This window comes from Micromonospora sp. NPDC005163, assembly GCF_053599835.1.
The window spans coordinates 1-25,408 of the sequence record NZ_JBSFYP010000058.1; the positions used below are offsets into that span (position 1 = coordinate 1).

Sequence of the window (25,408 nt, forward strand, 5' to 3'; positions counted from 1 at the left end):
TTCGAATCCGGCCGTCCCGACAGCGAGAGGGTCTCCGCAGGTCAGAGCCTGTGGAAACCCTCGTTTTCATGATTGAGTTGGTCAAGGCGTCTGTGTGCCGGGTGCTCGTGGAGCCCTTGACTCGGCGGATCCCTCGACCCTGCGGGTCCTAAAGCCCGCACTGCGGACGGCCGGCCTGGCATCTTTCGTTCGGCCCTCGGCCGTTGCGCTGGTCAACTGCTGGTCGTGCACGTTCTGGGACCGGATGCCGTACTCCGAGGCGCCGAGGTTCAGGTCCGTCTTGCAGCAGCCTCCGGCTTTGCAGCCGACGATGCCTTCGGATGACGCGTCACGGACCGCAAACGTGCAGGAATGCACGAGGACCCCCCGCTGGCCAGCGGCGCGCCGGTGTGCGCGGACCATGGAAGCGGGCAACGAGTTCACTGTGCGAGTTGGGCAGGCCGCCGAGCGGTCGAGTCGCGAGAACGCCTCCCGCCACCGATGGATAGGGTTGCTGGTCGACGCACCGGGAAGGGGACGGATGGCTGCAGCAGCATCAGGGCCCACGTTCGGGCTGGACGAGTTTGGTCTTGACGACCGGATGCGGCTGTTCGGCTACGTCACGGCCGATAATCGGTTCGCCTACCTGTGGCTGCTGCGCGCCTTCGACGCGGCGCGATCCAGCTACCAGGTCGTTCTTCACACCGCCGAGGTGGCCGCCGCGCTCGACGCGCTCCACCGGTCGAACCCCGACTGCCCCGACCCGGCACAGCTGGAGCTGCCGCGGCTGCTCGACGCCCTGGTGGAATGGGGCGTGCTCGACCGCAGCCAGGATGGGACGCGCGCGACAACGCTGGCCGAGTACCGCAACCGGCACTCGGTCTACCAGTTTACGGAGGCCGGCTACCGGGCCCACCGGGCGGTGGAGGCCGTGCTCTCGGCGACCATGGACGACGCGACGCTGTCCCGGTTGGTCTTCGCCGACCTGTTGGCTGACCTGAAGGCGCTCGCGGTGGCCAACGACGCCGGCGACGCCGAGGAGGTCTACCGCAAGTTCAACCGGCTCGACCGGGCGTTGGCCGACATCGCCGAGCGGGCCGCCCGCTTCTACCACATGCTCGGTGACCTGGGCCGCACCAACGACGTACGGCCGGAGGCGTTTCTCGCCCACAAGGACGCTCTGCTGGCCCACCTGCGCGACTTCCACGACGAGCTGCAGCGCTACACCCCCCGGCTTCGCGAGGCGGTGCACGAGGTGGAGGCGACTGGCTTGGAGCGGCTGGTCGAGGCGGCGGCCGAGGCAGACGAGCGGCTGTTCCACACCCCGGTTGAGCGGCTGGAGGACTGGCGGCGCCGGTGGCGTGGGTTGCGATCGTGGCTGGCACCATCCTCGCCGGAGCAGAGTAGCGAGGCCGACCGGCTGGGCGACGCCACCATCGCGGCGATCGGCGACGTGCTGGCGCTGCTGCGTCGGGTGACCGAGGCCCGCCGCGGCGGGGTGAGCCGGGAGTCGCAGCTGCGCCACGTGGCAGCGTGGTTCACCCAGGTTGCCACGCAGGAGGCGGCGCACGCGCTCTTCGATGTGGTCTTCGGGCTCGGCGCACCCCGACACGTCGGCGTGGCACATCCGGATCCGGAGGCGATCGCCAGCCGGCTGTCGTGGTGGGAGGCGCCGGCGGTCGAGCTGTCCCGCACGCTGGTGGCGACCGGCCGTGCGCCGGGGCAGGGCAGGGGTCGGCCGGCCCGCCTGGACCGTGGCGACGACCGCCGGCACCGGCTGCGCGGCGACCAACTGGCCCGGGAGCGGCGGTTGACCGACGCCGCCGCCGTGCTGGCCGCCGACGGGGTGACGACCGGACACCGGCTGGACGAGCCGCAGGCGCAGGTCCTGCTGCGGCTGCTCGACATCGCGCTCGCCGCCCGGGTTGGTGGCGCCGCCGCGGTGCCGTTGGCCGCGGCCGCCCACGGCGTCCGGCTCACCCTCACCCCGACGCCGGGACGGTTCAGCACGGTGTCCACCGCCGCCGGGCAGCTGCACCTCGATGGGTACGAGCTGAGGGTCACCGCCGCGCAGCACACCGCCGTCCGCCGCGAGTTGGTGCCGGCATGAGCGCGGCCAGCGAGCGGACGCGGTCGACAATCGGTCACCGGTTCGCCGGCGACATCTCCGAGCTGGAATTGGCGGACTACCAGCGCGCCGTCCGGCTGGTCCTGCGCCACCCGTTGATCACGGCGACCTGGCCGGACGAGCGGGCGCTGCCCCGGGTACGCCGCTTCGCCGCCGCCCTGCGTCGGGATCTCGCCGAGGCCTTCGGCTATCGGCTGGAACTGCACGGCGCGACGGCCCGGCTGGTCCGGGTGTCCGACGGGCTCGACGCGACCCAGCCGGCGATGTCCCGGACCGGGCGTCCGTTCGACCGGCAGCGCTACGCGTACCTGTCGTTGTGCCTGGCCGTGCTGGGCCGCGCCGGCATCCAGATCACCCTCAGTGAGCTGGCCGACTCGGTCGGCGGCGACGCGAACCGGATCACCGGCCTGGGGTTGGACCCGGACCACGGGCCGGACCGGCGGGCGTTCGTCGACGCGGTGGGCTGGCTGGAGGAGCGCGGTGTGATCCGGCTTGCCGACGGTTCCAGCGTCGCCTGGGCCAGCGACCCCGGCTCCGGCGAGGCACTGTACGACGTCGCGCGGGACGTGGTGTTCGCGCTGTTCCGGCCGACCCGCGTGCTGCAACACGTCGAGTCGGTGGCGGCGCTGCTCGACCGGACGATGGCCAGCAGCGGCAACGCCGAACGCCGGGCCGCCGCGCAGGCCGCCCGGCGGGCGGTGGTGGAGTCGCCGGTGGTCTATCACGCCGACGTCGAGCCGACGGTCGCCAATCACCTGCGCGGGGCGGCGCTCGCCACCGACCTGGCCCGGCTGACCGGGCTTCGGGTGGAGCGACGCGCCGAGGGGGTGCTGTTGGTGGACACCGCCGGGTTCACCGGGGAGCGGTTCCCGGGCACCGGTTCGGTGGCGCAGGCGGCGGTGCTGCTGTTGGTGGAGATGGCCGACCGGATCGCCGACCCGGACGGCCGCCGGGTCAAGCGGCTCGCCCCGCCCGACCCGCTGAGCCGGCAGCAGGCGATGGTTGACCGGGTCGACGCCGGTCTGCCCACCGCCACCCTGGTGGTGCTGGACGACGCCGCCGCGGACCATCCGTACCCGGTGGACGGCGGCGGCAACCCGGACGAGACCGATGGCGGCGGCCGGCTGCCGTTCATCACCGACAGTTTTCTCCGCGAGGCGGTCGGTGAGATTCTGCGCCGGTACGGTTCCGCGTTCGGGGCGCAGTGGCACGCCGACCCGGAACGGCTGCGCACCGAGGCGGTGGCGCTGCTGGAGCGCTTCGGCGCGACCACCACCGTGCCGGGCGGGGTGCTGGTCCTGCCGTTGGCGGGCCGGTACCGCCACACCGTCGCCGCGGTCAGGCAACGCGCCTCCGCCGAAACCCTCTTCTGACCTCGGGAGGTAGATCGTGATCGAGCAGCGCACCGTCCGCCGGTTCGCCCCCACCCGGGCTGGGATCATCAACCTGTGGGACTACCGCGACGAGGAGTTCCTCTTCGTCGACGGGTGGTTGGTGCTGCGTGGGCCGAACGGCTCCGGCAAGACCAAGGCCTTGGAGGTCCTCTTTCCCTTCGTCCTCGATGGGCGGATCGAGCCGCGCCGGCTCAACCCGTTCGCCAGCGAGGACCGGACCATGAAGTCGAACCTGCTGTACCGGGGGCAGGAGGTCACCCACGCGTACGTGTGGATGGAGTTCTGCGACGGCGAGTCATACGTGACGGTCGGCATCGGCCTGCGGGCGCACCGGCACGTCGACCGGGTGACCCGCTGGCACTTCGTTGTCGACGGCCGGGTCGGGGTGGACTTCTCCCTGCTGGATGCCGACGACCGGCCGCTGAACCGCCGCGACCTGATCACCCACCTGGGCGCCGACGCGGTACGGGACTCGGCGGAGGATTACCGGCACCTCGTCGACGCCCGGCTGTTCGGACTCGGTCCGGCCCGTTACGAACAGTTGCTCGACCTGGTGCTCACCCTCCGTAAGCCACAGCTGGCCAAGGACCTCAACCCGGTCGAGTTGTCCCGCACGCTGCAGCGCGGCCTGCGTCCGGTCGAGGACCACCTTCTCGTGGAGGCGGCCCGCTCATTCGACGACATGGAGGCGGTCGCCCGTACCCTGGAGGGGTTGGTGGCGGCCGACGGTGCCACCGCGGCCTTCCTGACGGTCTACTCGACCTACCTGCGCACCCACGCCCGGGCGGCGGCCGACATCCTGACGGCCCGCCGTGAGGCGGTCGCCGCGCATTCGACCGGGCTGGTCGACGCCCGCCGCGTCGCGGGGGAAGCCGTTGAGGCCGAGTCGGCGGCCACCGCGCGGCTGCGCGCGGTCGAGGGCGAGCCGGGTCGCCTCCGGGCCCACCTGGACAGCTTGAAGAGTTCGGCGGCATACCAGTCCCACGAGCAGCTCGCCGACCTTGAACGGCACGTGCACGACCTGGCCGAGGCCGCGGACCGGGCCGGCCTGGCCGTCACCGTCGAGCAGGACGCGGTGTCGCGGCGGCGCGGCGAGTGGGAGCGCGCCGCGGTGGCGACGCGCGACGCGCGGGCCGCCGCCGACCGGCTCGCCGCTGACCTGATACTGGACGCCGAGACCGCCGGGATCACCTGGAGTGCCGCCGACACCGACGCCAGTGATCTGGCGGCCCGGCTCACCGCCCGCGCCGGTGCCCGCCGCGACGACGTACGCGCCGTCCGAGAGCAGTCGGCCCGGCACGGCCAGGCCGAGCGGGACCACGACCGGGCGGCGGCCGATGCGGCGGGCTCGGCGGAGGCTGTCGTCGACGCCGAGCAGGCCGAACAGCGCGCAGAGGCTGCGGTCACCGACGCCCGCGCGCAGGTGCACGCCCAGGTCGGGAAGTGGGCGGACGACAACTCGCGGCTGCTCTCCGACCTCGGGCCGCCCGACGGTACCGCCGCTGGGCGTGGCCTGGCGGCCCGGCTGGGCGAGGCCGTCGATGCCGCCGGTGAGCCCGGCACGCACACGCTGCGGGAGGTGTACGCCGCAGCCACCGCCGCCGGCGTGACGCAGCGCCGGGATCGGCTCGCGGTGTTGGCAGCCCGCCGCACGGCGCTGGATGACCGGCGAGGTGAGGTCGTCGCCGAACGTGACCGGATCGCGGACGAGCACGACGACGCGCCACCCACCCCGGCGACCCGTCCGGCGTCGCGCGCCGGCAGGTCCGGGGCACCGCTGTGGCGACTGGTCCGCTTCACCGACGCGGTCACCGGAGCGGACGCCGCAGCCATCGAGGCGGCCCTGCACGCCGCCGGCCTGCTGGACGCCTGGCTGCACCCGGAGCCGGACAACCTGACGGCCGGGCTGGCCGGTGCCGACCTGGACGGCTACCTGCTGCCACTGCCAACGGGTCGTCGCCCGACCGGCCCCACCCTCGCCGACGTGCTGACCGCCGAGGACCAAAACGATGTACCCGTCGCCCGGATCACCGACGTGCTCGCCTCGGTAGCGTTGGCCGACGCGGTCACGCCGGAGGCCACCGCGCCGGTCGTGGTGGGCGTGGACGGCCGGTACGCCCAGGGCGTCGGCGTCGGCCGGTTCGCCAAGATGGAGTGCGAGTACATCGGCGCGACTGCCCGGGCGGCCCGCCGCGCCGCCCGGGTCGCCGAGTGCGACCGGATCCTGGCGGTCGTCGACGCCGATCTCGGCGCGCTGGACCGCGACCTCGCCGCCGACGAGCAGCTGCTGGCCGCCGTGGACGCCGCCGGAGCGCAGCTCCCGCCGATCGCGCCGATCCAGACGGCGCTGCGCGAACTCGATCGGGCGGCCGCGACGCTGCGCGCCCGCCAGGAGGCCGCCAACGCCGCCTCTGCCCGCCTCGACCAGGCCTTGGCCGAGCGGGCCGCCGCAGCCGCCGCGCTGCGCCGGGCCACGGCGGAGCGGTCCCTGCCGGTGGAGCAGCTCGACCAGACCGCCGACGCGGTGGATCGCTTCGAGAAGCGGGGCGTCCGGCTGGAGAGCGCCCGGCCGGCCGCGGCGCGCGCCGCCGAACAGGAAGACCAGGCCCAGCTGCGGCACGACGAGGCGGTGGACCGGCTCACGGTCGCGCAGGACGCCGCGCGTGCCGCCACCGCCCGGCACGAAGAGAAGGCGGAGGCGTACGGGACGCTGCGGTCCAGCGTCGGCGCCGAGGCGGAACGGGTGCTGGCCGGCGTGGCCCGGACCGCCGACGAGGTCATCGCCGTCGAGCGGGCCGTCGAGAGTGCCCGGGGCGACGTCGGCGCCGCCCGGGAACGGCGGGCCGCCGCGGCGACCCGGGTCGAGCTGGGCGAGCAGGCCCTCGCCGCCGCGGTCGCCGAGGCGCACCACGACGCGCTGCGGCTGCGCCCGTACGCTCAGCCGGACCTGCTCGGTCTGCTGCGCTGCCCGACCGGGCTGCGCTGGCCGGTCCGGACCGAGTCCGCCGGTGAGGAGGGCTCGCAGCTGGACCCGCAGGTGGCCGCGCTGCACGAGGCGATCCTGGCCGCCACCCGGGAACTGAGCCCGACCGAGACGTCGCTCAAGCAGAGCGCGACCCGGCTGACCACCGCCCTGACCGAGTTGCAGGCGCAGCTGCCCGCAGCCGGGCTCGATCACCGGCCCGAGTGGGACACCGACGACGGTGTCATCGTGGTCCGGGTCGCCGACGAGCAGGGGCTGACCCCGGTGGCCCACTTCGCGGACCGGATCGCCCGCGAGCGCCGCGATCAGGAGCAGCTGCTCACCGACGCCGAACAGCGGGTGCTGGAGGACGCGCTGCTGGGCCAGCTGGCCCGGCAGATCCACCACCGCACCATCGAGGCCCGCGATCTGGTGGAGGCGATGGACGGCCAGATGCGGGCGCGGCGGATGTCCTCCGGACTCACCGTCGGTGTCGGCTGGCGGCTGGCCGACGACCTCGACGCCGAGCAGCGCGAGGTCTGCAAGCTGCTGGAGCGCGACCCGGCCCGGCTCGGGCCGGGTCAGCTCACCACGATGCGCCGGCACTTCGCCGCCCGGATCAAGGCGGCCCGGGCGACGGCGCCTGAGCGGCCGTACCGGGAGCTGTTGGGGGAGGTGCTCGACTACCGGCAGTGGCGGACCTTCGCCTTCACCCTGCACCGTCCCGGCGGCGGCGCGGAAGCCCTGACCCGGGCGCGGCACAGCCAGCTCTCCGGCGGCGAGCAGTCGATCTCGCTGCACCTGCCGCTCTTCGCCGCCGCCAACGCCCTGTTCGGCTCGGCGCGGCCGGACGCGCCCCGTCTGCTCGGCCTGGACGAGGCATTCGCCGGGGTGGACGACACTGGCCGCGGCGAGCTGATGGCCCTGGCGAAACAGTTCGACCTGGACCTGTTCATGACCGGGTACGACCTCTGGGCCACCCACCCGGCGGTCAGCGGCGCGGCGCACTACGACCTGTCGCACTCCACCCTGGAACACGCCGTGTCCACCGTGCTGCTGGTCTGGGACGGCTCGGTCAACGTGGCCGACTTCGACGGGACGCTGACGCGGGCGCTCGGCTCGCCGGAAACCCGCCGGGCGTCGGGCCGTGACACCGCGCTCGTCGAGTTCGGCCTCGGCGACGAATGAGTGGCGGTGAGCAGCAGCGCCCGCCCGGCCGGGTCGGGTGGGCGCAGCTTCCCGACGCACCCGGTTGGCGGCGGCTGCTGTCCGTCGCCCGGCGCAGCCTGGAACGCACGGGCGGCCGGCTCGACACCGCCGTCTCCCTGAGCGCGCCCACGGACGACGAACGGCTCCTGGTCATCGGGCTGACCGGCAGCCACCGCTCCGCCGGCGCCGGCCGGTTCACCGTACGGCTGTCGGACGTGGATGCGCATCTGCGCGGCGTGTACGGAGTCGGCCTGCCGGAGGTGCTCGCCGCGGCGGCTCCGCTGCGGAACCGGCCGGCGGACGCGAAGCGCGAGGCGCTGGCGCGGGACGCCATCCTCACCGTGGCCCACGAAGGCCGGCACGCCGGCACCGACTGGTACGCAGGCTGGCTCGAAGGACTTCGTCGGGACGGTACCCTCACCCGGGCCGTCCGAGCCGGGCTGCCGTTCGAGGACGTGGTCCGCGTGCTGGACGCCTTGCCTGCCGCGGACGAGCCGATGCCGGTCTTCGCCGACCGGGTGCTCAACGACACGAAGGCCCTCGCGGACGGGGCGCTACGAGGGCTGGTTCTGCGCGCGGTCGCAGCCTGGCAGCGGGCGCCCATGCCGGCCAGCGGCGAACAGGAAAGGGCGCTGTGGGAGTCCGTCGGCCTGGTCCCCGACGACCTGGCCAGCCAGGTGCTGGTGCTCAATGTGCCCGCCACCGGTGGCCTGCTCGGGCGGTGGTTGACCGATGCCGCCGGTTCCGGCGTGCCGATGCGGGTCACCCTGCACCAACTCCGCCTGGCACCCCTCGCCCTGGCCTGTGCAGAGGTCTTCGTCTGCGAGAACCCGGCTGTACTGCGCGCGGCGGCCACCGCCCTGGGGCCGCGAGCGCCGGCGCTGGTCTGCACCGAAGGCGTGCCCTCGGCCGCAGTGCACACGCTGCTGCGCGCCGCGACGGGCGTAGTGATCCGCTGGCGCAACGACTTCGATTGGACCGGCGTACGCCTGACGGCAGCGGCCCTCGACCGGTATCCCAATGCGGTTCCGTGGCGGATGACGGCAGCCGACTACGTGCCAGGAGCCGGCACCGGTCCCGACCTGATCGGAGCGCCGGCCGTAACGTCCTGGGATCCGCCACTGCAGGAGGAGATGCGAAAGGCGGGTCGAGCGGTCATGGAGGAACGTTTGCTCGATGCACTCCTCGCCGACCTATGCAAGGCCGGCGGTGACGCCAGCAGGTGAGGATCCCCAATGGCCTGCAGACCCGACGGTGGCGATGATGTCCATGCACCGACGTGGTGAGCTCCTCGCGGCGGCGCCGGGTCGTGACGACGGCTAGTGAACGGGACCAGGAGTAATGGGCGGTCCAGTCGGCGTCGAGTGTGTAAGCGGGCAGCCCGACCCCTTTACTCGGCCGGGTATGCTGATTGGCGACCTGGGAGAACGTGCTTGAGTACGCCGCGGTGGCCTTCAACTACTGGGGGTCAAGGGGTCGTCGGTTCGAATCCGGCCGTCCCGACGCAGGTGAGGGGCCATCTCGGAAGATCGAGACGGCCCCTTTGTCGTACCTGGGTGACTAACTGAGTGACTATGCCTCAGCGTCGAAGATCCGGTCCATGGCGACAGCGCCGCTCAGCAGCACCGGCCGCAGTTGGTGCCGGTAGACGCTCTCGGTGACAGTCGTGCCGGAGTGGCCGCAGAGGCGGCGATCTGTTCAAGGCTCATGCCGCTGTCCGACAGCAGGGACACGAAGCTGTGCCAACTCGTTTCCTCCACCTCCGGCAACGGCGGCGGATCGGAGACGTCATGTGTCTCGTACCGAGGTTCGATCCGCGGCGGCAGCCGGCGGAACCGGTTGTCCATGCCACCACAGTCGCAGACGCCGCCAAGGCAACCCCGGGCCAAGGGCTATCGCCGTACAGCACGGAAGTGCAGCAACGAGCTGGACCGTTGGAACCCCAGAACGGCCGGCCGAGGCTCCCCACCTCCGTACGGAACCGTAGGCGACCCTGTACCGTGCCAAACTCATCGCACCTGGTGTGAGCTGCTGTTTCGCGTCCCTGGCACAGGATGGCGGGCGTGTTGGTTCGGTTGCTGTACTTGAGCGCGGTGCGCGTGTTCGGCTGGCTGTGGCAGGCCACGCGGAGCGAGGCCGCGATGGTCGCGGAACTGCTGGTGCTGCGCCACGAGGTTGCTGTACTGCGACGCCAGATCGGCCGGCCGCGGCTGTCGTGGCCGGAACGCGCGGTGTTGTCCGCGCTGGTCCGGGCCCTGCCACGAGAACTGTGGAAGCACCGGATCGTCACCCCGGCGACTCTGTTGGCCTGGCATCGCCGACTGGTCGGCCGACGCTGGACCTATCCGAACCAGCAGGGACGGCCACGGATCAGCGACGAGATCTGTGACCTGGTGCTGCGCCTGGCCCGGGAGAACCCCGGCTGGGGGCACCGGCGCATCCAAGGCGAACTCGTCGGCCTCGGCCACCGGGTCGGCGCCGGCACCATCCGCCGCATCCTCGCCGGATCGAGTGTCGGCCCCGCCCCGCGTGAGCTCGACACCAATTGGCGGACATTCCTGCGCGCCCAGGCGGCTGGGCTACTGGCAACCGACTTCTTCCACATCGACACCATCACACTACGGCGGCTGTACGTACTGTTCGTCATGGAGGTCACGACCCGGCGGGTCCACATCCTCGGCGTCACGGCCCACCCGACCGCTGCCTGGGCCACCCAGCTGGCCCGGAATCTGGTGGTGGACCTCGGGGACCGTACGAACCCATTCCGATTCCTGATCCGCGACCGCGACGCCAAGTTCACAGCTTCCTTCGACGCCGTGTTCGCTGCCGAAGGCATCGACGTCGTGAAGATCCCGCCGCGCACACCTCGGGCGAACGCGTTCGCGGAGCGTTTCGTGCGCAGCGTCAGGGCCGAGTGCACCGACCGGGTCCTGATCTACAACGAACAGCACGCCCGCACGGTGTTACGCGACTATGAGGACCACTTCGACCGGCACCGGCCGCACCAGAGCCTGGACCAGCATCCACCCGACCACGACCCCCGTGCGGTCGTCGCGATCGACAAGCCGATCCGGCGGCGCCGCGTCCTGGGCGGCGTGATCAACGAGTATCACCGGGCAGCTTGAGCTACTCGCAAATTCGCAGCTCACAAGCCTGAAACAGAGTTTTGGCACCGTATAGGATCGCCATCGTGCCCAGATTGCGGCCGGTAGGCCCGCCGCCCGAACTCAGCCGCGGCACCACGGACGCTGATCAGCGAGATCGTTTGACCATCCGACGTGCTCGGCCCGGCTTCTTCCGGCCTCTGGCTCAGTCTGCCGGCAAGCGTCCGAGCCGGGCTCGAGCAAGCAGCCCAGCATTGCGTCGACGCTACCGACGAACGGCAGTTCCTTGCCACCTGGTTCGTGACCGAACTCGACCTCCCCGACCTTGCCCCTGCCGGAAACCCCATCCGCCCTGGTCGGACCCGGTGCGTGGGTCGGGGGCGGAATGGTGGCTGGTCAGCGGAGAGCCGCCGAGGCGCGGGCGCCCGCGAGGTTCGCCTGGCGCAGGACGATGGTGGTGGCTGGCTCGGGCGGTGTGCCGAGCGCGGTCAAAGTCTCCCGTACGCGGTGCACGGTTCGTCGCAGCGCGGCCGGGTCACGGCGTTGCGTCTCCACGGCCAGCAGCAGTCGCATGCAGCGTTCGGCGTACGGCTCCACCGCCAGCGCTCGCTGGGCCAGGTCCCGGGCGGCGGTGGTGTCGCCTTCGGCCAGCCGACGTTCGCCGAGCGTCAGGGCCGCCTCGGTGAGTTCCGCCAGCATCGACGCCCGCACGGTGTCGAAGTCCGGCAGGCCGAAGAGTTCGACGAGCGGTTCTCCCTGCCACAGTCCGACGGCCGCGGTCAGCGCGGCGTCGGCGGCCGTCGGTTCACCACGGCGGCGGGCCCGTCCGGCCTCGTCGAGGTGATCCCGCAAGTCGGCCACGTCGATCGTGAGTGCCTTCGATCGCACCAGCCAGACTCTGCTCCGATCGCTGCGCAGGTGTCCGCCGCTGTCACCGGCCGGACGGTCCGCGTCCAGGACGCGGCGCAGATAGGTGAGGGTCACCCGAAGGTTGCGGGCGGCGGCGTCCTGGTCGAGGCCGGGCCAGAGCAGATCCATGAGGCGGACCCGGTCCATCTCACCGTGCACGGCCAGCACGGTGAGGAGTTCCCGTACGCGGCGGCGGCTCAGGTCCGGCGGACGCACCTGCGTGCCGTCGACGAACAGCCGCAGGGGCCCGAGCGCCTCGATGCGGGTCCGGCCGGCCGGGGTGGCGGGGACGGCGGCGAGCAGCCGGCGGGCAGCCGTGGCGAGCGCCGGCCGGGGGTGATCGGTGAGCGGGAGCAGTGCGTCGTGCGCGGGCCGGTCGAGATGATCGGAGAGCCACTGCATGAGCTGCCGTCCGAACGGCAGGCCGGCGGCTTCCGCGTGGGCCGCGAGTTCCGCGGACCACGGCAACGGGAAGGCGATGAGCACCGTTTCCGGATCGACGTCTCCGGTGGTGGTGATACGCCCGGCTCGGGCGGCGAGCAGCAGGCGCGCGGCGGCTTGGACCCGTTGGTGGGACGGCCCCAGTGGCTTAGCGTCCCACAGGCGGCGGGCTTCGGGTGACAGCACGTAGCCGTACGCGAGGAACCTGCGCAGGTGCACGGCTGCCACCGGGTCGGACAGGGGATGCTGGGCCAGGAAGTCCTCGATCCGGGTGCGTGCGGCTGCCTCGTCACCGTGCAGAACGGCCCGTGCGGCTGCGGCGGTCGCCAACATGGCCGCGTCGCGGGTGTCGGCGCCCAGCCCGCTCTCATCCAGCTGCGCCGACACGTGACGCAGCGCCGTCCGGTCGCCCAAGGAGGCGGCGACCACCGCGGCGAACGCCAGGAAGTTGAAGCGGTAGCGGTCATTGGCGTCGGCTTCCGGCAGGTACGGCGGCTGCGTCGAGCGGTGCCGGGCTGTGCCGGGTAGCAGATCGGCGGGCCGCCCGGCCATCCAGCGCGCGAACTGTGGCATTCGGCGCACGTGGGCGTGGGGTGAAGCCGCGAGATGTCGTTCGGCGAGGTCGGCCGCCTCGTCCGCGCGTCCGGCGAGCAGGAGCAGGTAGACGTGGAACCGTACGACGATCTTCCCGGGCTGTTGGTCGATGTCGGCGGCCGACAGCGCTTCGACGGTGGCCAGGGCGTCGTCGAGCGAGCCGAGCAGCTCGTGGATGGCTCCCCGGACTCCGGCCATCAGCAGCCGCAGGGTGGGCAGGTCGTCGGCGCCGGGCAGGTCGAGGGCCGCCTGGAACAGCTCGCCCAATCGCGACTCGTCGCCGCGGGCGTGTGCGGCGATGGTCGCCAGGCTCAGCGCCGCGGTCTCGGTACGGACGTCGCCGGCCCGGTGGGCGTCCTCCGCCACGGCGTCCACCATGCGGTCGACCTCGATGTCGTCGGCCCGGGAGGCGTACCGGGTGGCGGCGGTCAGCAACTGCAGACCGGGCCGGCCGTGGTCGGCTTCCGGCACCGCGGCGAGCCAGCGCACGCCGGTGTCGTGGGGGAACGTCGCCAGGGTCGATTCCACCAGCGACGTCGCGGCGCGGTCGAGCAGGGCCACGTCGCCGGCCGTGATGGCGATCGTCCCGGCACGTAGCGCGTCACCGCGTTCGAGGAGTAGGTCGGCGGCCTGCGCGCGGACGGCGGCCACCCGGTCGGCGGGCAGCAGCCGGGCGAGTGCACCGGTCCAGAGCGGATGCGCGCGCACCTCGTCGTCGCCGAATCGCGACACCAGCGGCACCCGCGCGGCGAGCAAATCGAGATCTGTGCGCACGCCGGCGAGGGTGAACAGGGTGTCGCCGTCGGCGGAGCCGAGAACGGCCAGGTGCAGCAGCACCTCCCGATCGGCGTCGGTCAGGGTGGAGAGCACCTCGTCCCACAGATAGTCGCGGGCGATGCCGGCTGGCACGGCCAGGGTCAGCCGCACCATTGCCGGCCAGCCGCCCAAACTGTTCACGTCGGCGACCGGGCGGTCGGCGTGCAGCGCGACCCGGTCCAGTTCGGAGGCGTCGAACGCCAGGTCGGACTCGTCGAAGCAGCGGATCCGGTCCGCGGCGTGCAACCGGGCCAGTGGCACCGGCGGGATGCTGCGCCCGCACAGCACCAGATGCGCACCCGCAGGCAGCCGGGTGACCAGATCCGCGATGAGACGGTGACCGGAGGAGTGCGGCGCCACCTCGTGGACGTCGTCGAGGATCAGGCAGGACTCGAGCGGTGAGCAGGAGCGCAACGCCTCCAGCACGGTGTCCAGCGGACCCGCCGCCAGGGCGTCGAAGCCGACCGCACGGCAGATCGCCTCGGCCAAGCGGCGGGCGTCCTCGTCACCCGGCTCGCAGGTGATCCACGATTCCAGTCCGCGCGGGTCGGCGGCGTGCGATCGCGTCGCCTGCGCCAGCGCCGTCGATTTACCGAATCCCGGGCCGGCGACCACGGTCGTCACCGGTACGTCCCATCGCTCGTCGAGCCGATCGATCAGACGCGTCCGCAGGATCTCGCCGACGATCGCCTGCGGTGGCCCGTCGAGCTGCCGGGGCACCGGCGCCCGTACGGATTCGGTGCCCTGCCGAGGGTGCATAGTCCCATGAGGCGGCCGCGACGAGGCCCGGGACAAGGGGCGAGTCACGTATCGGACTGGCGGCCGCCTGGCTAACGATCGGCTAACGGCGCGGCACCACGCTGAGGACATCCATCAGGGCCACGGCCCACGAGCAAGGAGAAAGAGATGTCCGAAGCACGAGTCGCCAAGCACACCTTCGTCTACAACGGGGAGAGGTACTTCCGGGACAAGTCCGAGGACGTGCTGATGTGCTCCTACGGCGAGAAGGAGGACCCACTGGGCACCAAGGCGAGCCTCAACGTCACCAACCACGTCGACCGCGCCCTGCTGAAGGGCAAGGTCCGCTACGTCACCACCGCGGACGTCGAGTGGACCCGCCAGGCCCGGGCGGACGTCGAGGCCGAGGGCCAGCTGAAGTACTTCACCCTGGACGCCGCCGGCACCGCGACCTTCTCGTACGAAAAGGCCAAGAGTGGCCGGCTGAAGCTGGCGAAGTTCGTCATCGACGAGGGACCGCTGCAGTCGCTGCTGAACAACGACGCCACGGGCGCGCGGCGGTTCCTCGCCCAGGAGGGCAAGGACGGCCGGATCGTCTCCACGATCTGGGTCGTGGTGGAAGGCAAGATCGCCGAATCGTTCGCCGCCGCCGGCACGTCCACCGGCGCTATCGACGCCGAGGTCCTTTCCGCCGCCAAGCTGCGGCTCACGGTCAAGAAGTCGGGCAGCGCGAGCGGCACGACGGCGATCGTGCTGGAGGAGGGCACCACGTTCGCGTACCTGATGCACCGGGTCCAGAAATGGAACAAGGACAAGACCCACGTCGAGGAACTGGACATCGACGCCAAGGGCCTCAACTGACGTGAGGCCGGCCGCGTTGGCCCACCGCTTGGCTGTCTAGGCCGGCAGTGGGCCAACTGCCTGTGGCGCCCAGGAACCGGTCGTCGAGGGTCGCCACGTCGACGTCCGGTTGGTCGTGGACGGGCCAGGGTCATTGCGTTCTCGGGTAACTGCTGGTCACGGCCGCGATGAGGTCGTGTGGGCGGCGGTTGGCGCGTCGGGTTGCGCGGGCGATGTTGGTGTCGCCGTTGGTGCGGTGGTAGCCGATCGCGGTGTTACGCAGGGTTGCGATGGCGGCGGGTCTGGTGCCGGTGCGGGCCTGGGTGGAGGTCTTCACGGAAAGTGACGTCCCGGACGTGGTGGACCAGGTTCTCGATGTGCCATTCGCGGCGGGCCCAGTCCTGCAGGTCGGCGGGTTGGGCCTGGTCGGCGGGCAGGGACACCGTGTAGTAGGCGGTCTCGCGGCTGGTCTTGCCGTTGCTGGTGGTGCGGGTCCGGGTGATCCGGACGGCCTGCTCGGCGTGGGGGGAACCTGATTCCGTCGGGGGTGCGCACGGTGATGGCTTTGACGGTGCGGGTCTCGCGGCGTCCATGGCCGTGGTCACGGCGGCGGTCTCCGATCGGGACGTCCGGCCAGGGTAGGGCTTTGAGCTGGGCGTGCAGGGTGGGCTGGTTGCCTTTCGTCGGGATCATCAGATGGGCGCCGCGGGCGGCGAGCTGTTCGGCGTGGGCGGTTTTATGTGTGGAGGGCGTCGGCGATGAACAGCAGGCCGGTCAGGCTGCCGAATACGGCCTCGACCGCGTCGAGCAGTGGTGTGAACGCCGGGATTTCGTTCGACTTCGCGTCGACGGTGACCTGGGCGATCACGATGCCGGTGCTGGTGTCCAGCGCGGACAGCAGGTGAACCTGGCGGCCGTCGCCGCAGCGGGCTCCGCGTAGGGTCTTGCCGTCCACGGCGATCACTGTCCGGTACCTGCATGGCCGGGTAGGGCCCTGCCGAGCGCGGGTCTGGAGCCAGCCGGCCAGGACGGTTGCCCGTTGACCGTCGTCGAGGCGGGTCAGCAACCGCCACACCGTGGTGCCGACGGGCAGCCCACGGTCGAAGCCGAGCCGGTCCCGGGCCTTGTCGTCGAGGTCGTGGAGCCAGTCAGTGATCGCGGCGAACGACGACGCTCCGGCCAACACGGCACAGACCGCGACGGTGAGCAGCCCGCCCAGGGGGTAACGCACCCCACGCGGGTCGCGGGGATCCGTGACCGCCGACAAGGCGTCCACCAGTCCCGGTCTCTCACCCTCGGTGACTGCGCAGGGTGCCGCGTCAGGGCTGCTGGTGACTGCGGACAGTGCCGGGACCGGGCATGATGACATCGGCGGGTGCGGTCCTCGGGGTGTCGTGAAGCGTAGAGAACTCCATGATCACCATGGCGATCTCACCCGCTCATGCCGCCTCCACAGAGGCCACTCACCCCACAGATCGCCAGCTCAACGCCCCACCGCCCGACTACGCAATCGCCCTGTAATGCCGGCGTTGATGATGGCCTGGGAATTCGTCGAGAACTTGTGGCCATCCATGTTGCGAACCATGATCGGGCGCGTTGTACCCGTGCCGTACGGGTCCTCCTCCGGCGACTTCGAGAGCCGGTCGAGCGTCGCGCGGTCGAGGATCGTGCCCTTGGGCTGCATCGCGTCGCCCATGAAGTTGCGGGCGGACAGGATGTAGTTTCTGTTAAGGTAGCCCGCCTGCTCGGCACTGGTGAGGCAGGCCTTGAGCTTGCCGAGCACCACGTCGACCGTGCCACCTTCGTAGCCCATGTCGCAGTCGATGATCCTGGCGCCATGCAGGTGCCCGTCACCGAGGCCCGGCATGAGCACCTTGCCCTTGAGGTCGACGACCTTGGTGTTCGGCCCGACCCACTTCTTGGTCTGGCCCGGGTTACCGACCCCCACGAAGACGATCTTGCCGTCCTTGACGGCGAGGCATCCGAGAACTTCGCCTGGTTCGGGCCGTACTGGAGCACCTTGCCGTTAACGAAGAACGTGTCGGCATGGCCGGCCCCGCTCTGGGGGGCCGAAGCCGCCCCGGCCGCGCCGGTAATGCCGAGAGGAAGTGCCAGAGCCGCGGCGACGGCGATGGCACTGCGGCGGAATCGTGAGGGTGTGCGGCTACTTCCCGGTCCTACGTGCAGGGTCATTGCGTTGTGCGGTAGCTGCTGGTCACCGCGGTGATGAGGTCGTGTGGGCGGCGGTCGGCGCGTCGGGTTGCGCGGGCGATGTTGGTGTCTCCGTTGGTGCGGTGGTAGCCGATCGCGGTGTTACGCAGGGTTGCGATGACGGCGGGTCCGGTGCCGGTGCGGGCCTGATGTAGGTTTTCACGGAAAGTGACGTCCCGGACGTGGTGGATCAGGTTTTCGATGTGCCATTCGCGGCGGGCCCAGTCCTGCAGGTCGGCGGGTTGGGCCTGTTCGGCGGGTAGGGACACCGTGTAGTAGGCGGTTTCGCGGCTGGTCTTCCCGCCGGTGGTGCGGGTGCGGATGATCCGGACGGCCTGCTGTGCGTGGGGGAACCCGATGCCTCCGGGGGTGTGCACGGTGATGGCTTTGACGGTGCGGGTCTCGCGGCGTCCGTGGCCGCGGTCGCGGCGGCGGTCTCCGATCGGGACGTCTGGCCAGGGCAGGGCTTTGAGCTGCTTGAGCAGGGTGGGCTGGTTGCCTTTCGTCGGGATCATCAGGTAGGCGCCGCGGGCGGCGATCTCGTTGGCGTGGGCGGTCTGGGTGTGCAGGGCGTCGGCGATGAACAGCAGGCCGGTCAGGCTGCCCAGCACTGCCTCGATCGCGTCGAGCAGGGGCGCGAACGCAGGGATTTCGTTCGACTTCGCGGCGATGGTGACCTGGGCCAGGACAATGCCGGTGCTGGTGTCCAGCGCGGAGAGCAGGTGGACCTGGCCGCCGCCGGGACGGCGGGCTCCCGGGCAGGGTCTTGCCGTCCACGGCGATCACCGTGCGGTACCTGCGTGGCCGGGATGTGACCGGCCGAGTTCGGGCCCGCAGCCAGCCGGCCAGAACGGTGGCCAGCAGCCCGTCGTCGAGGCGGGTCGACAGGCGCCACACGGTCGTACCCACGGGCACCTGACGACCGAAACCGAGCCGGTCGCGGGCCTGCTCGTCCAGATCGTGCAACCAGTCGGTGATCGCGGCGAACGACGACGCGCCCGCCAGGACCGCACACACCGCGACCGTCAAAAGGCTCGACAGCGGGTAACGCACCCCACGCGGGTCGCGGGGATCCGGGACTGCTGACAAGGCGTGCAGCAGCCCCATCGTCTCACCCTCGGTCACCGCGGGTGGTGACGCGTCAGGGCTGCCGGCGACCGCGGACAGTGCGGGGATCGGGCATGATGGCATCGGCGGGTGAGATCCTCGGGGTGTCGTGAAGCGTAGAGAACTCCATGATCACCGACGTGATCTCACCCGCTCTTCTCGCCTCCACAGAGGCCACTCACTCCATAGATTCCCAGCTTAGGGAACCCCCCGACCGACTACGCAATCACCCTGGCCGGCATTACCGCCGACACTGTGCCGCCGTCGGGTGGATTCATCGGGCATGACGAGAACGGTGAGCCGAACGGGACGTTCGCCGACTTCTCGGCGAACTTCGGCCCGGCGACGCCGCAGGCGCCGGACGCGGACTACCAGCAACTCGTCGCCAACATCAAGAAGGCCAATCGTCTGGGCGTCACGGCCATCCTCCGGCCGGGCGGCAGCGCGACGGATGCACAACTGGCCAAGCGTCTGGCCGATGACGGCAACATGACGGTCCACTTCAACCAAGCCCTCTCGGCCGGCGGCGTCCGCGGGGCGTCCGAGGCCGAGGTCGACGAACTCATCGCGGGGGTCAACAAGGTCCGCGATGAGTTCGACGGCTACTCCTCGCCCAACAGCCCCGGCTCGCTCAGCATCGACACGGTGAAGATCTTCTGTGACGGCGTGCCGGAGTACCCCGGCCAGACGGCGGCCATGGAGAAGCCCTACCGGATCAACGTCGGCACGACGGAGAACCCGGTCTGGGTCGAGGGTGACCTGCGCGGAGAGGAGCCGTCGTGTGACGACGCGCGACTCGGCTTCCTCAAGCTCGACGCGAACAAGTGGACCATCCACACGCACAGCATCGGTGACCGGGCCGTGCGCGTGTCGCTAGAGAACTTCGCGGAGATCAAGAAGACCAACCCTGCGTGGGACCGTCGCGACACCATCACCCACCTGCAGTTCGTCAACAAGTCGGACTACAAGCGGTTCGGGGAGATCGGCGTTGTGGCGAGCATGTCCCTGCAGTGGGCGCAGCGGGACGGCTGGACCGTCAACGGCGCCGAGGGCTACATCGCTCCTGAGGACCTCGCCGGGATGTACCCGACGAAGTCGCTGCTGCGCAACGGGGCGGTTGTTGCCGCCGGCTCGGACTGGCCGGTCACCGATCTCATTCCGTGGACCGCGATCGAGACCGCGATCGACCGCGAAGGTGAGGTCAACGAGGCCGCCGGGATCCTGCCCGGCAAGCTCGTGGCCACCGAGGGGATCTCGCTCGTCGAGTCTCTCAAGGCGGCGACCATCGGTGTGGCCTACCAGCTGCACCAGGACGACGTCACCGGCTCGATCGAGGTGGGCAAGTTCGCCGACCTTATCGCCATCGACCAGGACCTGTTCGGCATCCCGACCGAGAAGATCTCCGACACCAAGGTGCTCATGACCATGCTCAAGGGCGAGGTCGTCTACTCGGACCCGGACGCACCGGTCCTGTGACGCGATCACACTGACGGCAGGCCGGTGGGGCATCAGCTCCACCGGCCTGCTCCTTCCCCCGTCGACACGTTCTGCCCGTAGAGAGGTAAAGAGACTCCGATGGGATTCCTGAACCGGAGTGTTCCCTCCCGGACCGCCAGCGCCGTCACCGCCGGTGTGGCAGCGCTCCTGCTCCTTTCCTGGTGTGCGGCCACCAGTGATGCCACGACGATCGGCGGCACGCCTCGTCCGAGCGTCTCCGCCGGTAACGAGGACGAACACGGTCACGAGGCCACCGAGAGCCACTCGGAGGAGGACCACGGTCACATCCACGATGCGCCCGTCCGCACGCCCGAGTTCACGCGAGACCCGAAGCTCGCCTCTCTCGACCTCGCGACGGTGCCTCCGATCGTGTTCGCCAGCAACCAAGGTGGGGCGTTCCGCCTTGCGGGAGTCCGTCCCGACGGGTCCGGCCTCGTGCGGCTGTCCGAGCTCGCCGCGACATCACCCTCATGGTCGGCGGACGGGGCGCGCCTGGCCGTGGTCGGCCGGATCTTCGAGGACTCGCACTACGAGCAGGCCGTGTTGGTGCTCGGTGTAGGTTCAGGGGTGAAGGAGCTGCTGACCGGCTCGCGGATTCCCTCCACATCGACGTTCCGCTCGGCTGACGAGATATACGCACAGACGGCGCAGGTGTCGTCTCGCGAGTCGTCCGGAGCACAGTCGGTTTCAGGTGTTGAGGTCCTACGTCTCGGCGGTGGAACCAGCAGGTCCGTCCTCAAGGAGAAGGTCTCGGTCTATCATCCGGCGTGGTCCCCCGACGGGAAGCGGCTCGCCTACGTGACCGCGACCCCGGGTTGTCGGGCGACCCCCGAGAGGCCGTGCGAGCAGCTGCTCAAGGTGACAGATGGCTCGGCGGTCACCACGGGCGGGGTGGCCGCAAACCCGTCGTGGTCTCCGGACGGTTCGACGGTCGCCTACAGCTGGCTGGTCAACGGCAAGCGGCAGGTACGCCTCGCGACCCAGAGTGGTGATGTCACCGAGGTGACCGCGGGCAGCGAGGACGCCGATGACCCGACGTGGTCCCCGGATGGGAAGGCACTAGCGTACCCAAGCGGGTGTGAAATCTGGGTACAGCCGATCGCCGGTGGGGCCGCGACGAACATCACGAACACTCCGGGTGAGTGTGAGATTGCGCCCGCCTGGCGCCCTTCAGCGCCCTAGCCTCGGTCTTTCGCTCACCGCAGCGGTGTTCCGCGCTTCTCCCACGCCCGATTCATCAGTGCGTCGACGGCGCGGTCGGCCCGCGCGTCGTCGACACGAACGACCTTGCGGTAAGCCTCGCCCAGTTGACTGCTGAAGCTGTCGACCCAGGCCGCACATTCCACAGCTACGATGAAGATCATCGCGGCCAGTGCGTGGGTGCGGCCGGTGTACTGCGCTTCTTCATCTGCCTCGGCGTTGGCTTGAAGCGCGACGAGTGCACCACGCGCGACGTTCCAATTCGTCCTTGTCGACCCGTGCGCGAACTCGCCGAGGGCCCGGTTCAACAGGTTCAGGCGCTTCCAGCCAGCGCCCTCTATCCAGTCGCGAGGGGTGGACTTCGGGCTCGCTTCAATCCTGACAGCGCGATCCGGCCTCAGCCGCCAGGTGCGTGCTCGTGCCACCTGTTCGATCACGCACCGCAGGCAGCCCATGCCACGGTCGTCGTCTTCGAGCCACAGCCACTGTGCTGATCGCAGGCCAGATGCGCAGACCGCGAATGCGTCTGCCGCTGAGCGCTTTGCGGGGTCCTGACGCAGCCACAGGGCGAGCATCGCTGCCATCTCGCCAGCCAGCACAGCCTCGGTTGCAAGGTCCTGGATGCCCTTTTCATCAAACCGGTCACCACGCACCTCCCGCTCCATCTTCTGGGCGTGCTCGGCGAGTATGAGCGCCCGGAACCGCTGAGCGCCGAAGCTCAGGACCGGCCACAGTTCCGATGGCGCATCGGGGCGCTGACCGGCGCGCAGCGCGGAGACCACACGCCGGTGTTCGGAGGCGGTCGCACCGAGCACGCCCTCGACGCCCCGGAAGTGATCCGGCAGCAGAGGGAACAGGAAGGCTCGAAGGTCGGGCACCCAGCTTCGGGCTGGCGAGACGAGCCGAACCATGTTGACCATCTGGGCCCGATAGCCCCAGCCCCTTGCTTCGGCAACGGTCGCGAGGCACCTGCGGATGTGGCTGAGGCTGACCACCAGTGAATCGCTGATGGTGTCGAGGAGCCTGACGTGTTCGCTCGAAGGGGTATCGGTGACGTCGGCGATATCAAGCCACACGAGCGGCATCAGCCGGCCGCGTCCATGCAGCAGCTCGCTGACATCAGCGAACAGATCGCCCACCGGGGTTGCGACTCCGTCTGGCCAGACCACCGGCGCGCTCCACAGCCGGTTGAGCCAGGCGACGGTGGTCTCGCCCGACTCCTGGCGGATCAGGCTGTTGAATTCGAGATTCGACGACCAGCGCTCCAGTTGGGTCCGGGCGATAATGCTCGCACCGACCGGCTGCAGACTCATCATCAGACGCACCGCCGCGGCGATGCTGTCCAGCCCCCACGCCAGGTGGTCTTCCCAGGCCGGGCCTGAATGAATGGGCGCACGCCCTGGGTGCGCCCCCAGTTCTTCAGCAGCCAGCGCCAACGGCAGGTAGCTCGCAAGCAGCGGCAGGCCGATGCATTGCATCGTGTGACCGACCTCGGCCATACGTTCCATGCGCTGGTTGTGCCGCGAGATCAATGCCTCGGCAACGCCGTCGTGACCACGGTCGTGCAGCGCGGCCTCGAAACCTGCAACGGTCGGTGGAACGCTACGTCCGCGCCGCTCAGCCCTGCCGCCAACCTTCAGCGACGCCCGTTGGGCGGCGCGGCGGGCCGCTCGCGGACGAACACGCTGCCGACCCCGTCCCTGGCTCACCACGACGATACACCCCACCGGGTTCCGGGCCGGCATCTCGTCAACCGCCGTCCGCGTCAAAACCATAGACAACAGTGGGTGTCTCACCAAGCCAATATCGCCACGTCGTGCCCGCCGGGCACCGCACACGACAAAGGGGCGCCGCCTGAGCAGCGCCCCTTTCGTTCTGCCTTCGCCCTGGGTCACTTCAGGGCAAGCCGCCCGCTGAGGGTAGGCCTCGCTCAGGCCGCGCGGTCGACGCCGATCGAGACAACCGTCTCGTCGCAGCGTGTGCACCGCAGGCCGTACCGGTCGGTGACCTCGGCGCTACCGACCAACATCGTGGGGTGCTCGGCGTGCCCACGCTCGGCGGCGAGCCGGTTCAGCCGTCGCCAGAATGGCGTGCTGCCGAACGTGCTGGCCGGCTCAATGAGCGGGGCCGAGGGCTCCGCGCGTTGCCGCTGCATCCCTCGGCACCCCCTTTTGTCAGCCGTCGTGGTGGTTCAGCTCAAAGCGAGCCGTTCGCCCTCAAAGTCCGCGACGATCTCGAGCTTCCCGCCGAGGGCAGACACGTACCGCTCGATCGTGCCGACCTCGGCCGCCGGCAGCTCGCCCTTCTCGATCGCGGCAACCCGGGGCTGCGAGACGTGCATCCGCGCGGCGACATCCTGCTGCGTGAGGCCGCGGCTCTCACGCATCTCCTTGAGGCGGTACGCACGCACCTCGTTGCGCATCTGCTCGGCGAGCTCGTCGACCTTCGCCTCGTCGAGGTTCATGCGGGAGCGCACTTCCTGCCAACTACGTGCCATCAGCTTGGTCCTTTCAGCTCTCGCAGGTGTTCGGCGAACAGTCGGTCGGCTTCCAGAATGCTGGTCTCGTACCAACCCTTCCAGTTGCCGGATTTGTCGCCTGCCACCAGCAGGATGACTTCCCGCTGAGGGTCGAAGGCGAACAGGATGCGGATCTCGGTCTTTCCTGCCGAGCCCGGCCGCAGCTCCTTCATGTTCTTGTAGTCGGAGTTCTTGACGCGGTCGACGAGGGGACGCCCCAGTGTGGGACCCTCCTCGCTGAGGACCTTGATGGCCGCGGCCACCTGGTGCGCAGAATCCGGATCGTCCTTTTCCAGGCGGATCAGCCAGTCCTCAACCCCATCACTGAGGTTGATCTGCCAGCCGCTCACAGGGCCACTATAGCGCACGTATCACTCCTGCGTTATAACGATCGCTTTCCTCGGAATGCGACACACGGATCGTCTTCATCACATCGCCAGCGCATACGCGCATCCGGCGCCTGCGAGGAACAGCAGCGCAACAGCCACCCGCTCCCCCATCCCGCCGGTGGTGAACCGGATGGCGCGAGGGCTGCCGACGCTGCGCCAGCGGCAGCCGCGGATGCGCAGCGGCCACCACAGCGGCGAGCCGCTGCGAGTGAGCGAGTCACCCAGGGAGTGGGTGAAGGTGCCCAGGCCAGCGGCCGCCCCGACCCACCACCACGAACCGCCGGGCACCAGGGCGTCGACGCAGATCAGCGCCAGGCCGGTCAGCAGCAGCGAGCCGAGGGTGGCGGCGAAGCGGTGCGCGCCGCGGCCGAGCCGCCGGAATCACACGACTCGTGCTCAGAGGGTTGGCGCTGACGGCGCTGGCCCTCGGCGCATGGGCCGCTGCCGACTCGGCGGACCCTGGAACCGCCCGAGCCAACGACCGCCCTCCACCGGTAGTCACGGGTCTACTCGGTGGCGTCGGCGAGACGCTGGACGCGCTGCTTCCGAACGCCCCGCTGCGCGACGCGATCACGCCAGGGCCCAGGCCGAAACCGCAGCTGCTCAACCCGGACCGGCCGAGACAGGAACGCCCGCTGCTGCTGGACCGCCCCGACGCGAGGCCGGAACCGCGGCCACAGCCGCACCCCGGGCCGAAGCCGGCCGAGGTGCTGAAGCCGGCACCCGTTGCGAACGGCGGCACACCCAAACCCGCGCGTCGCACCGTCGATGGCGCGGGGTCTGTCGTACTCCGCGTCGGGCCACAACTGGACCCCGTCGTGGAGGCGCTGCTCGCGCTGCCGCTCATCGACCCCGTCGACGACCTTTGTTGGCACACGGCCACGCTGCCCGGCAGCGTCGTCGAGCCCGGTCTGACGGACGCGCTCACGCCGATACTCACGCCCCTGGGCCTCGGCGAGAGCTCGATCGTCTCCGTCCCTGCTGCGCCGCCCCGCGCCGCGCCGGCAACCGCCGTTGCGCGAGCCCCCACCGGCGCCACGCCCGACAGGCGTGCAGCGGTTGAGGAACGCGCCGCCGGCCATACGCGAGCGGGCACGCCAGCGCGCGTGCCTTACAACGAGCGCCCCAGCACGACCGTCTCACCCGACCCTCTGCCGCCCCGACCCACGGCGGCGCCACGAGTGGAGTCGGGCGGGGCGCACACGCCGCCCGGCTGGGTCGGCGCGGGCGCCCCGGTGGTCGCGCCCGAGGCCGCCGCTCTGCCGGCCGTCAGTACGCCCCAGGACGGTGAGACCCGGTGGAGGCCCCGACCGGCAACCCGACCCGCGTAACTCCTCCTCCGGCCGCTTCGCGCGGCCCATGCCGCCGCGCA

Annotated in this window: 18 protein-coding genes and 2 pseudogenes; 8 read left to right on the top strand and 12 right to left on the bottom strand. The window is 70.6% G+C overall.

Features of this window, described 5'->3' with window-relative positions; genetic code table 11:
- Window positions 1-520 precede the first annotated feature (520 nt).
- From ACWD6N_RS29080 to ACWD6N_RS29095, 4 genes are read left to right on the top strand one after another with little or no spacing between them, the layout of a single operon-like run.
- The gene (locus tag ACWD6N_RS29080) at window positions 521-2,089 is read left to right on the top strand and encodes a TIGR02677 family protein (protein ID WP_354967741.1); all 1,569 of its coding nucleotides are present in this window, start codon (window positions 521-523) and stop codon (window positions 2,087-2,089) included.
- Window positions 2,086-3,480 carry a TIGR02678 family protein gene (locus ACWD6N_RS29085; protein ID WP_354967740.1) on the top strand — a complete coding sequence of 465 codons (1,395 nt, stop codon included), beginning with the start codon at window positions 2,086-2,088 and terminating at the stop codon, window positions 3,478-3,480. The genes ACWD6N_RS29080 and ACWD6N_RS29085 overlap by 4 nt, the downstream gene beginning before the upstream one ends.
- Before the next feature lie 16 nt (window positions 3,481-3,496).
- The gene (locus ACWD6N_RS29090) at window positions 3,497-7,651 is read left to right on the top strand and encodes a TIGR02680 family protein (protein WP_450005397.1); all 4,155 of its coding nucleotides are present in this window, start codon (window positions 3,497-3,499) and stop codon (window positions 7,649-7,651) included.
- Entirely contained in the window at window positions 7,648-8,898 is a 1,251-nt protein-coding gene (locus ACWD6N_RS29095; RefSeq protein WP_354967738.1) for a TIGR02679 family protein, read from the top strand. Before ACWD6N_RS29090 ends, ACWD6N_RS29095 begins: the two co-directional genes overlap by 4 nt.
- A 346-nt stretch (window positions 8,899-9,244) precedes the next feature.
- Here the strand turns inward: ACWD6N_RS29095 and ACWD6N_RS29100 are convergent.
- Window positions 9,245-9,414: pseudogene (locus ACWD6N_RS29100) on the bottom strand (site-specific integrase); the annotation flags it as partial.
- Window positions 9,415-9,726: 312 nt separating this feature from the next.
- On the opposite strand from ACWD6N_RS29100, the gene ACWD6N_RS29105 reads away from it, so the two are divergent.
- A complete protein-coding gene (locus ACWD6N_RS29105; protein WP_450005399.1) occupies window positions 9,727-10,797 on the top strand; it encodes an integrase core domain-containing protein in 1,071 nt (356 codons plus the stop codon).
- A 375-nt stretch (window positions 10,798-11,172) separates the two neighbouring features.
- On the opposite strand, the gene ACWD6N_RS29110 is transcribed toward ACWD6N_RS29105, so the two are convergent.
- A complete protein-coding gene (locus ACWD6N_RS29110) occupies window positions 11,173-14,295 on the bottom strand; it encodes a BTAD domain-containing putative transcriptional regulator (RefSeq protein WP_354967736.1) in 3,123 nt (1,040 codons plus the stop codon).
- 147 nt (window positions 14,296-14,442) lie between these two features.
- On the opposite strand from ACWD6N_RS29110, the gene ACWD6N_RS29115 reads away from it, so the two are divergent.
- Window positions 14,443-15,135 carry a hypothetical protein gene (locus ACWD6N_RS29115; protein ID WP_387330090.1) on the top strand — a complete coding sequence of 231 codons (693 nt, stop codon included), beginning with the start codon at window positions 14,443-14,445 and terminating at the stop codon, window positions 15,133-15,135.
- A 130-nt stretch (window positions 15,136-15,265) separates the two neighbouring features.
- On the opposite strand, the gene ACWD6N_RS29120 is transcribed toward ACWD6N_RS29115, so the two are convergent.
- From ACWD6N_RS29120 to ACWD6N_RS29140, 5 genes and pseudogenes are all read right to left on the bottom strand, one after another.
- Entirely contained in the window at window positions 15,266-15,451 is a 186-nt protein-coding gene (locus ACWD6N_RS29120; protein WP_354967734.1) for a hypothetical protein, read from the bottom strand.
- Window positions 15,452-15,850: 399 nt separating this feature from the next.
- Window positions 15,851-16,483 (bottom strand): ISAs1 family transposase, encoded by a 633-nt coding sequence (locus ACWD6N_RS29125; RefSeq protein WP_450005402.1) that lies wholly within the window; start codon window positions 16,481-16,483, stop codon window positions 15,851-15,853.
- 114 nt (window positions 16,484-16,597) lie between these two features.
- Complete coding sequence (locus tag ACWD6N_RS29130; RefSeq protein ID WP_354967732.1) at window positions 16,598-17,062, bottom strand: amidohydrolase family protein; 465 nt, start codon at window positions 17,060-17,062, stop codon at window positions 16,598-16,600.
- 241 nt (window positions 17,063-17,303) lie between these two features.
- Window positions 17,304-18,047 (bottom strand): ISAs1 family transposase, encoded by a 744-nt coding sequence (locus tag ACWD6N_RS29135; protein ID WP_450005417.1) that lies wholly within the window; start codon window positions 18,045-18,047, stop codon window positions 17,304-17,306.
- Window positions 18,048-18,219: 172 nt separating this feature from the next.
- Window positions 18,220-18,516: pseudogene (locus ACWD6N_RS29140) on the bottom strand (transposase family protein); the annotation flags it as partial.
- 147 nt (window positions 18,517-18,663) lie between these two features.
- Here ACWD6N_RS29140 and ACWD6N_RS29145 point away from each other — a divergent pair.
- Both ACWD6N_RS29145 and ACWD6N_RS29150 read left to right on the top strand, forming a co-directional pair.
- Window positions 18,664-19,908 carry an amidohydrolase gene (locus ACWD6N_RS29145; protein ID WP_387331112.1) on the top strand — a complete coding sequence of 415 codons (1,245 nt, stop codon included), beginning with the start codon at window positions 18,664-18,666 and terminating at the stop codon, window positions 19,906-19,908.
- A gap of 99 nt (window positions 19,909-20,007) precedes the next feature.
- Window positions 20,008-21,111 carry a TolB family protein gene (locus ACWD6N_RS29150; RefSeq protein WP_354967731.1) on the top strand — a complete coding sequence of 368 codons (1,104 nt, stop codon included), beginning with the start codon at window positions 20,008-20,010 and terminating at the stop codon, window positions 21,109-21,111.
- A 14-nt stretch (window positions 21,112-21,125) separates the two neighbouring features.
- On the opposite strand, the gene ACWD6N_RS29155 is transcribed toward ACWD6N_RS29150, so the two are convergent.
- The 5 genes from ACWD6N_RS29155 to ACWD6N_RS29175 all read right to left on the bottom strand — a co-directional run bounded on the left by ACWD6N_RS29155 (window position 21,126) and on the right by ACWD6N_RS29175 (window position 24,366).
- Window positions 21,126-22,841, bottom strand: a complete 1,716-nt coding sequence (locus ACWD6N_RS29155) for a hypothetical protein (RefSeq protein ID WP_354967730.1) — start codon at window positions 22,839-22,841, stop codon at window positions 21,126-21,128.
- 218 nt (window positions 22,842-23,059) lie between these two features.
- On the bottom strand, window positions 23,060-23,284 hold the full coding sequence (locus ACWD6N_RS29160) for a hypothetical protein (protein ID WP_354967729.1): 225 nt from the start codon (window positions 23,282-23,284) through the stop codon (window positions 23,060-23,062).
- Window positions 23,285-23,320: 36 nt separating this feature from the next.
- Complete coding sequence (locus ACWD6N_RS29165) at window positions 23,321-23,593, bottom strand: helix-turn-helix domain-containing protein (protein ID WP_354967728.1); 273 nt, start codon at window positions 23,591-23,593, stop codon at window positions 23,321-23,323.
- A gap of 32 nt (window positions 23,594-23,625) precedes the next feature.
- Window positions 23,626-23,997: a type II toxin-antitoxin system RelE/ParE family toxin gene (locus tag ACWD6N_RS29170; RefSeq protein WP_354967727.1), complete on the bottom strand. Its 372-nt coding sequence runs from the start codon at window positions 23,995-23,997 to the stop codon at window positions 23,626-23,628.
- 78 nt (window positions 23,998-24,075) lie between these two features.
- The gene (locus tag ACWD6N_RS29175; RefSeq protein ID WP_450005419.1) at window positions 24,076-24,366 is read right to left on the bottom strand and encodes a metal-dependent hydrolase; all 291 of its coding nucleotides are present in this window, start codon (window positions 24,364-24,366) and stop codon (window positions 24,076-24,078) included.
- Between the last annotated feature and the right edge of the window lie 1,042 nt (window positions 24,367-25,408).

Coding starts and splice junctions, on each gene's coding strand:
- ACWD6N_RS29115 (WP_387330090.1), top strand. CDS start 14,443: ATGTCCGAAGCACGAGTCGCCAAGCACACCTTCGTCTACAACGGGGAG.
- ACWD6N_RS29105 (WP_450005399.1), top strand. CDS start 9,727: ATGGCGGGCGTGTTGGTTCGGTTGCTGTACTTGAGCGCGGTGCGCGTG.
- ACWD6N_RS29165 (WP_354967728.1), bottom strand. CDS start 23,593: ATGAACCTCGACGAGGCGAAGGTCGACGAGCTCGCCGAGCAGATGCGC.
- ACWD6N_RS29085 (WP_354967740.1), top strand. CDS start 2,086: ATGAGCGCGGCCAGCGAGCGGACGCGGTCGACAATCGGTCACCGGTTC.
- ACWD6N_RS29125 (WP_450005402.1), bottom strand. CDS start 16,483: ATGTCATCATGCCCGGTCCCGGCACTGTCCGCAGTCACCAGCAGCCCT.
- ACWD6N_RS29150 (WP_354967731.1), top strand. CDS start 20,008: ATGGGATTCCTGAACCGGAGTGTTCCCTCCCGGACCGCCAGCGCCGTC.
- ACWD6N_RS29095 (WP_354967738.1), top strand. CDS start 7,648: ATGAGTGGCGGTGAGCAGCAGCGCCCGCCCGGCCGGGTCGGGTGGGCG.
- ACWD6N_RS29160 (WP_354967729.1), bottom strand. CDS start 23,284: ATGCAGCGGCAACGCGCGGAGCCCTCGGCCCCGCTCATTGAGCCGGCC.
- ACWD6N_RS29080 (WP_354967741.1), top strand. CDS start 521: ATGGCTGCAGCAGCATCAGGGCCCACGTTCGGGCTGGACGAGTTTGGT.
- ACWD6N_RS29110 (WP_354967736.1), bottom strand. CDS start 14,295: ATGCACCCTCGGCAGGGCACCGAATCCGTACGGGCGCCGGTGCCCCGG.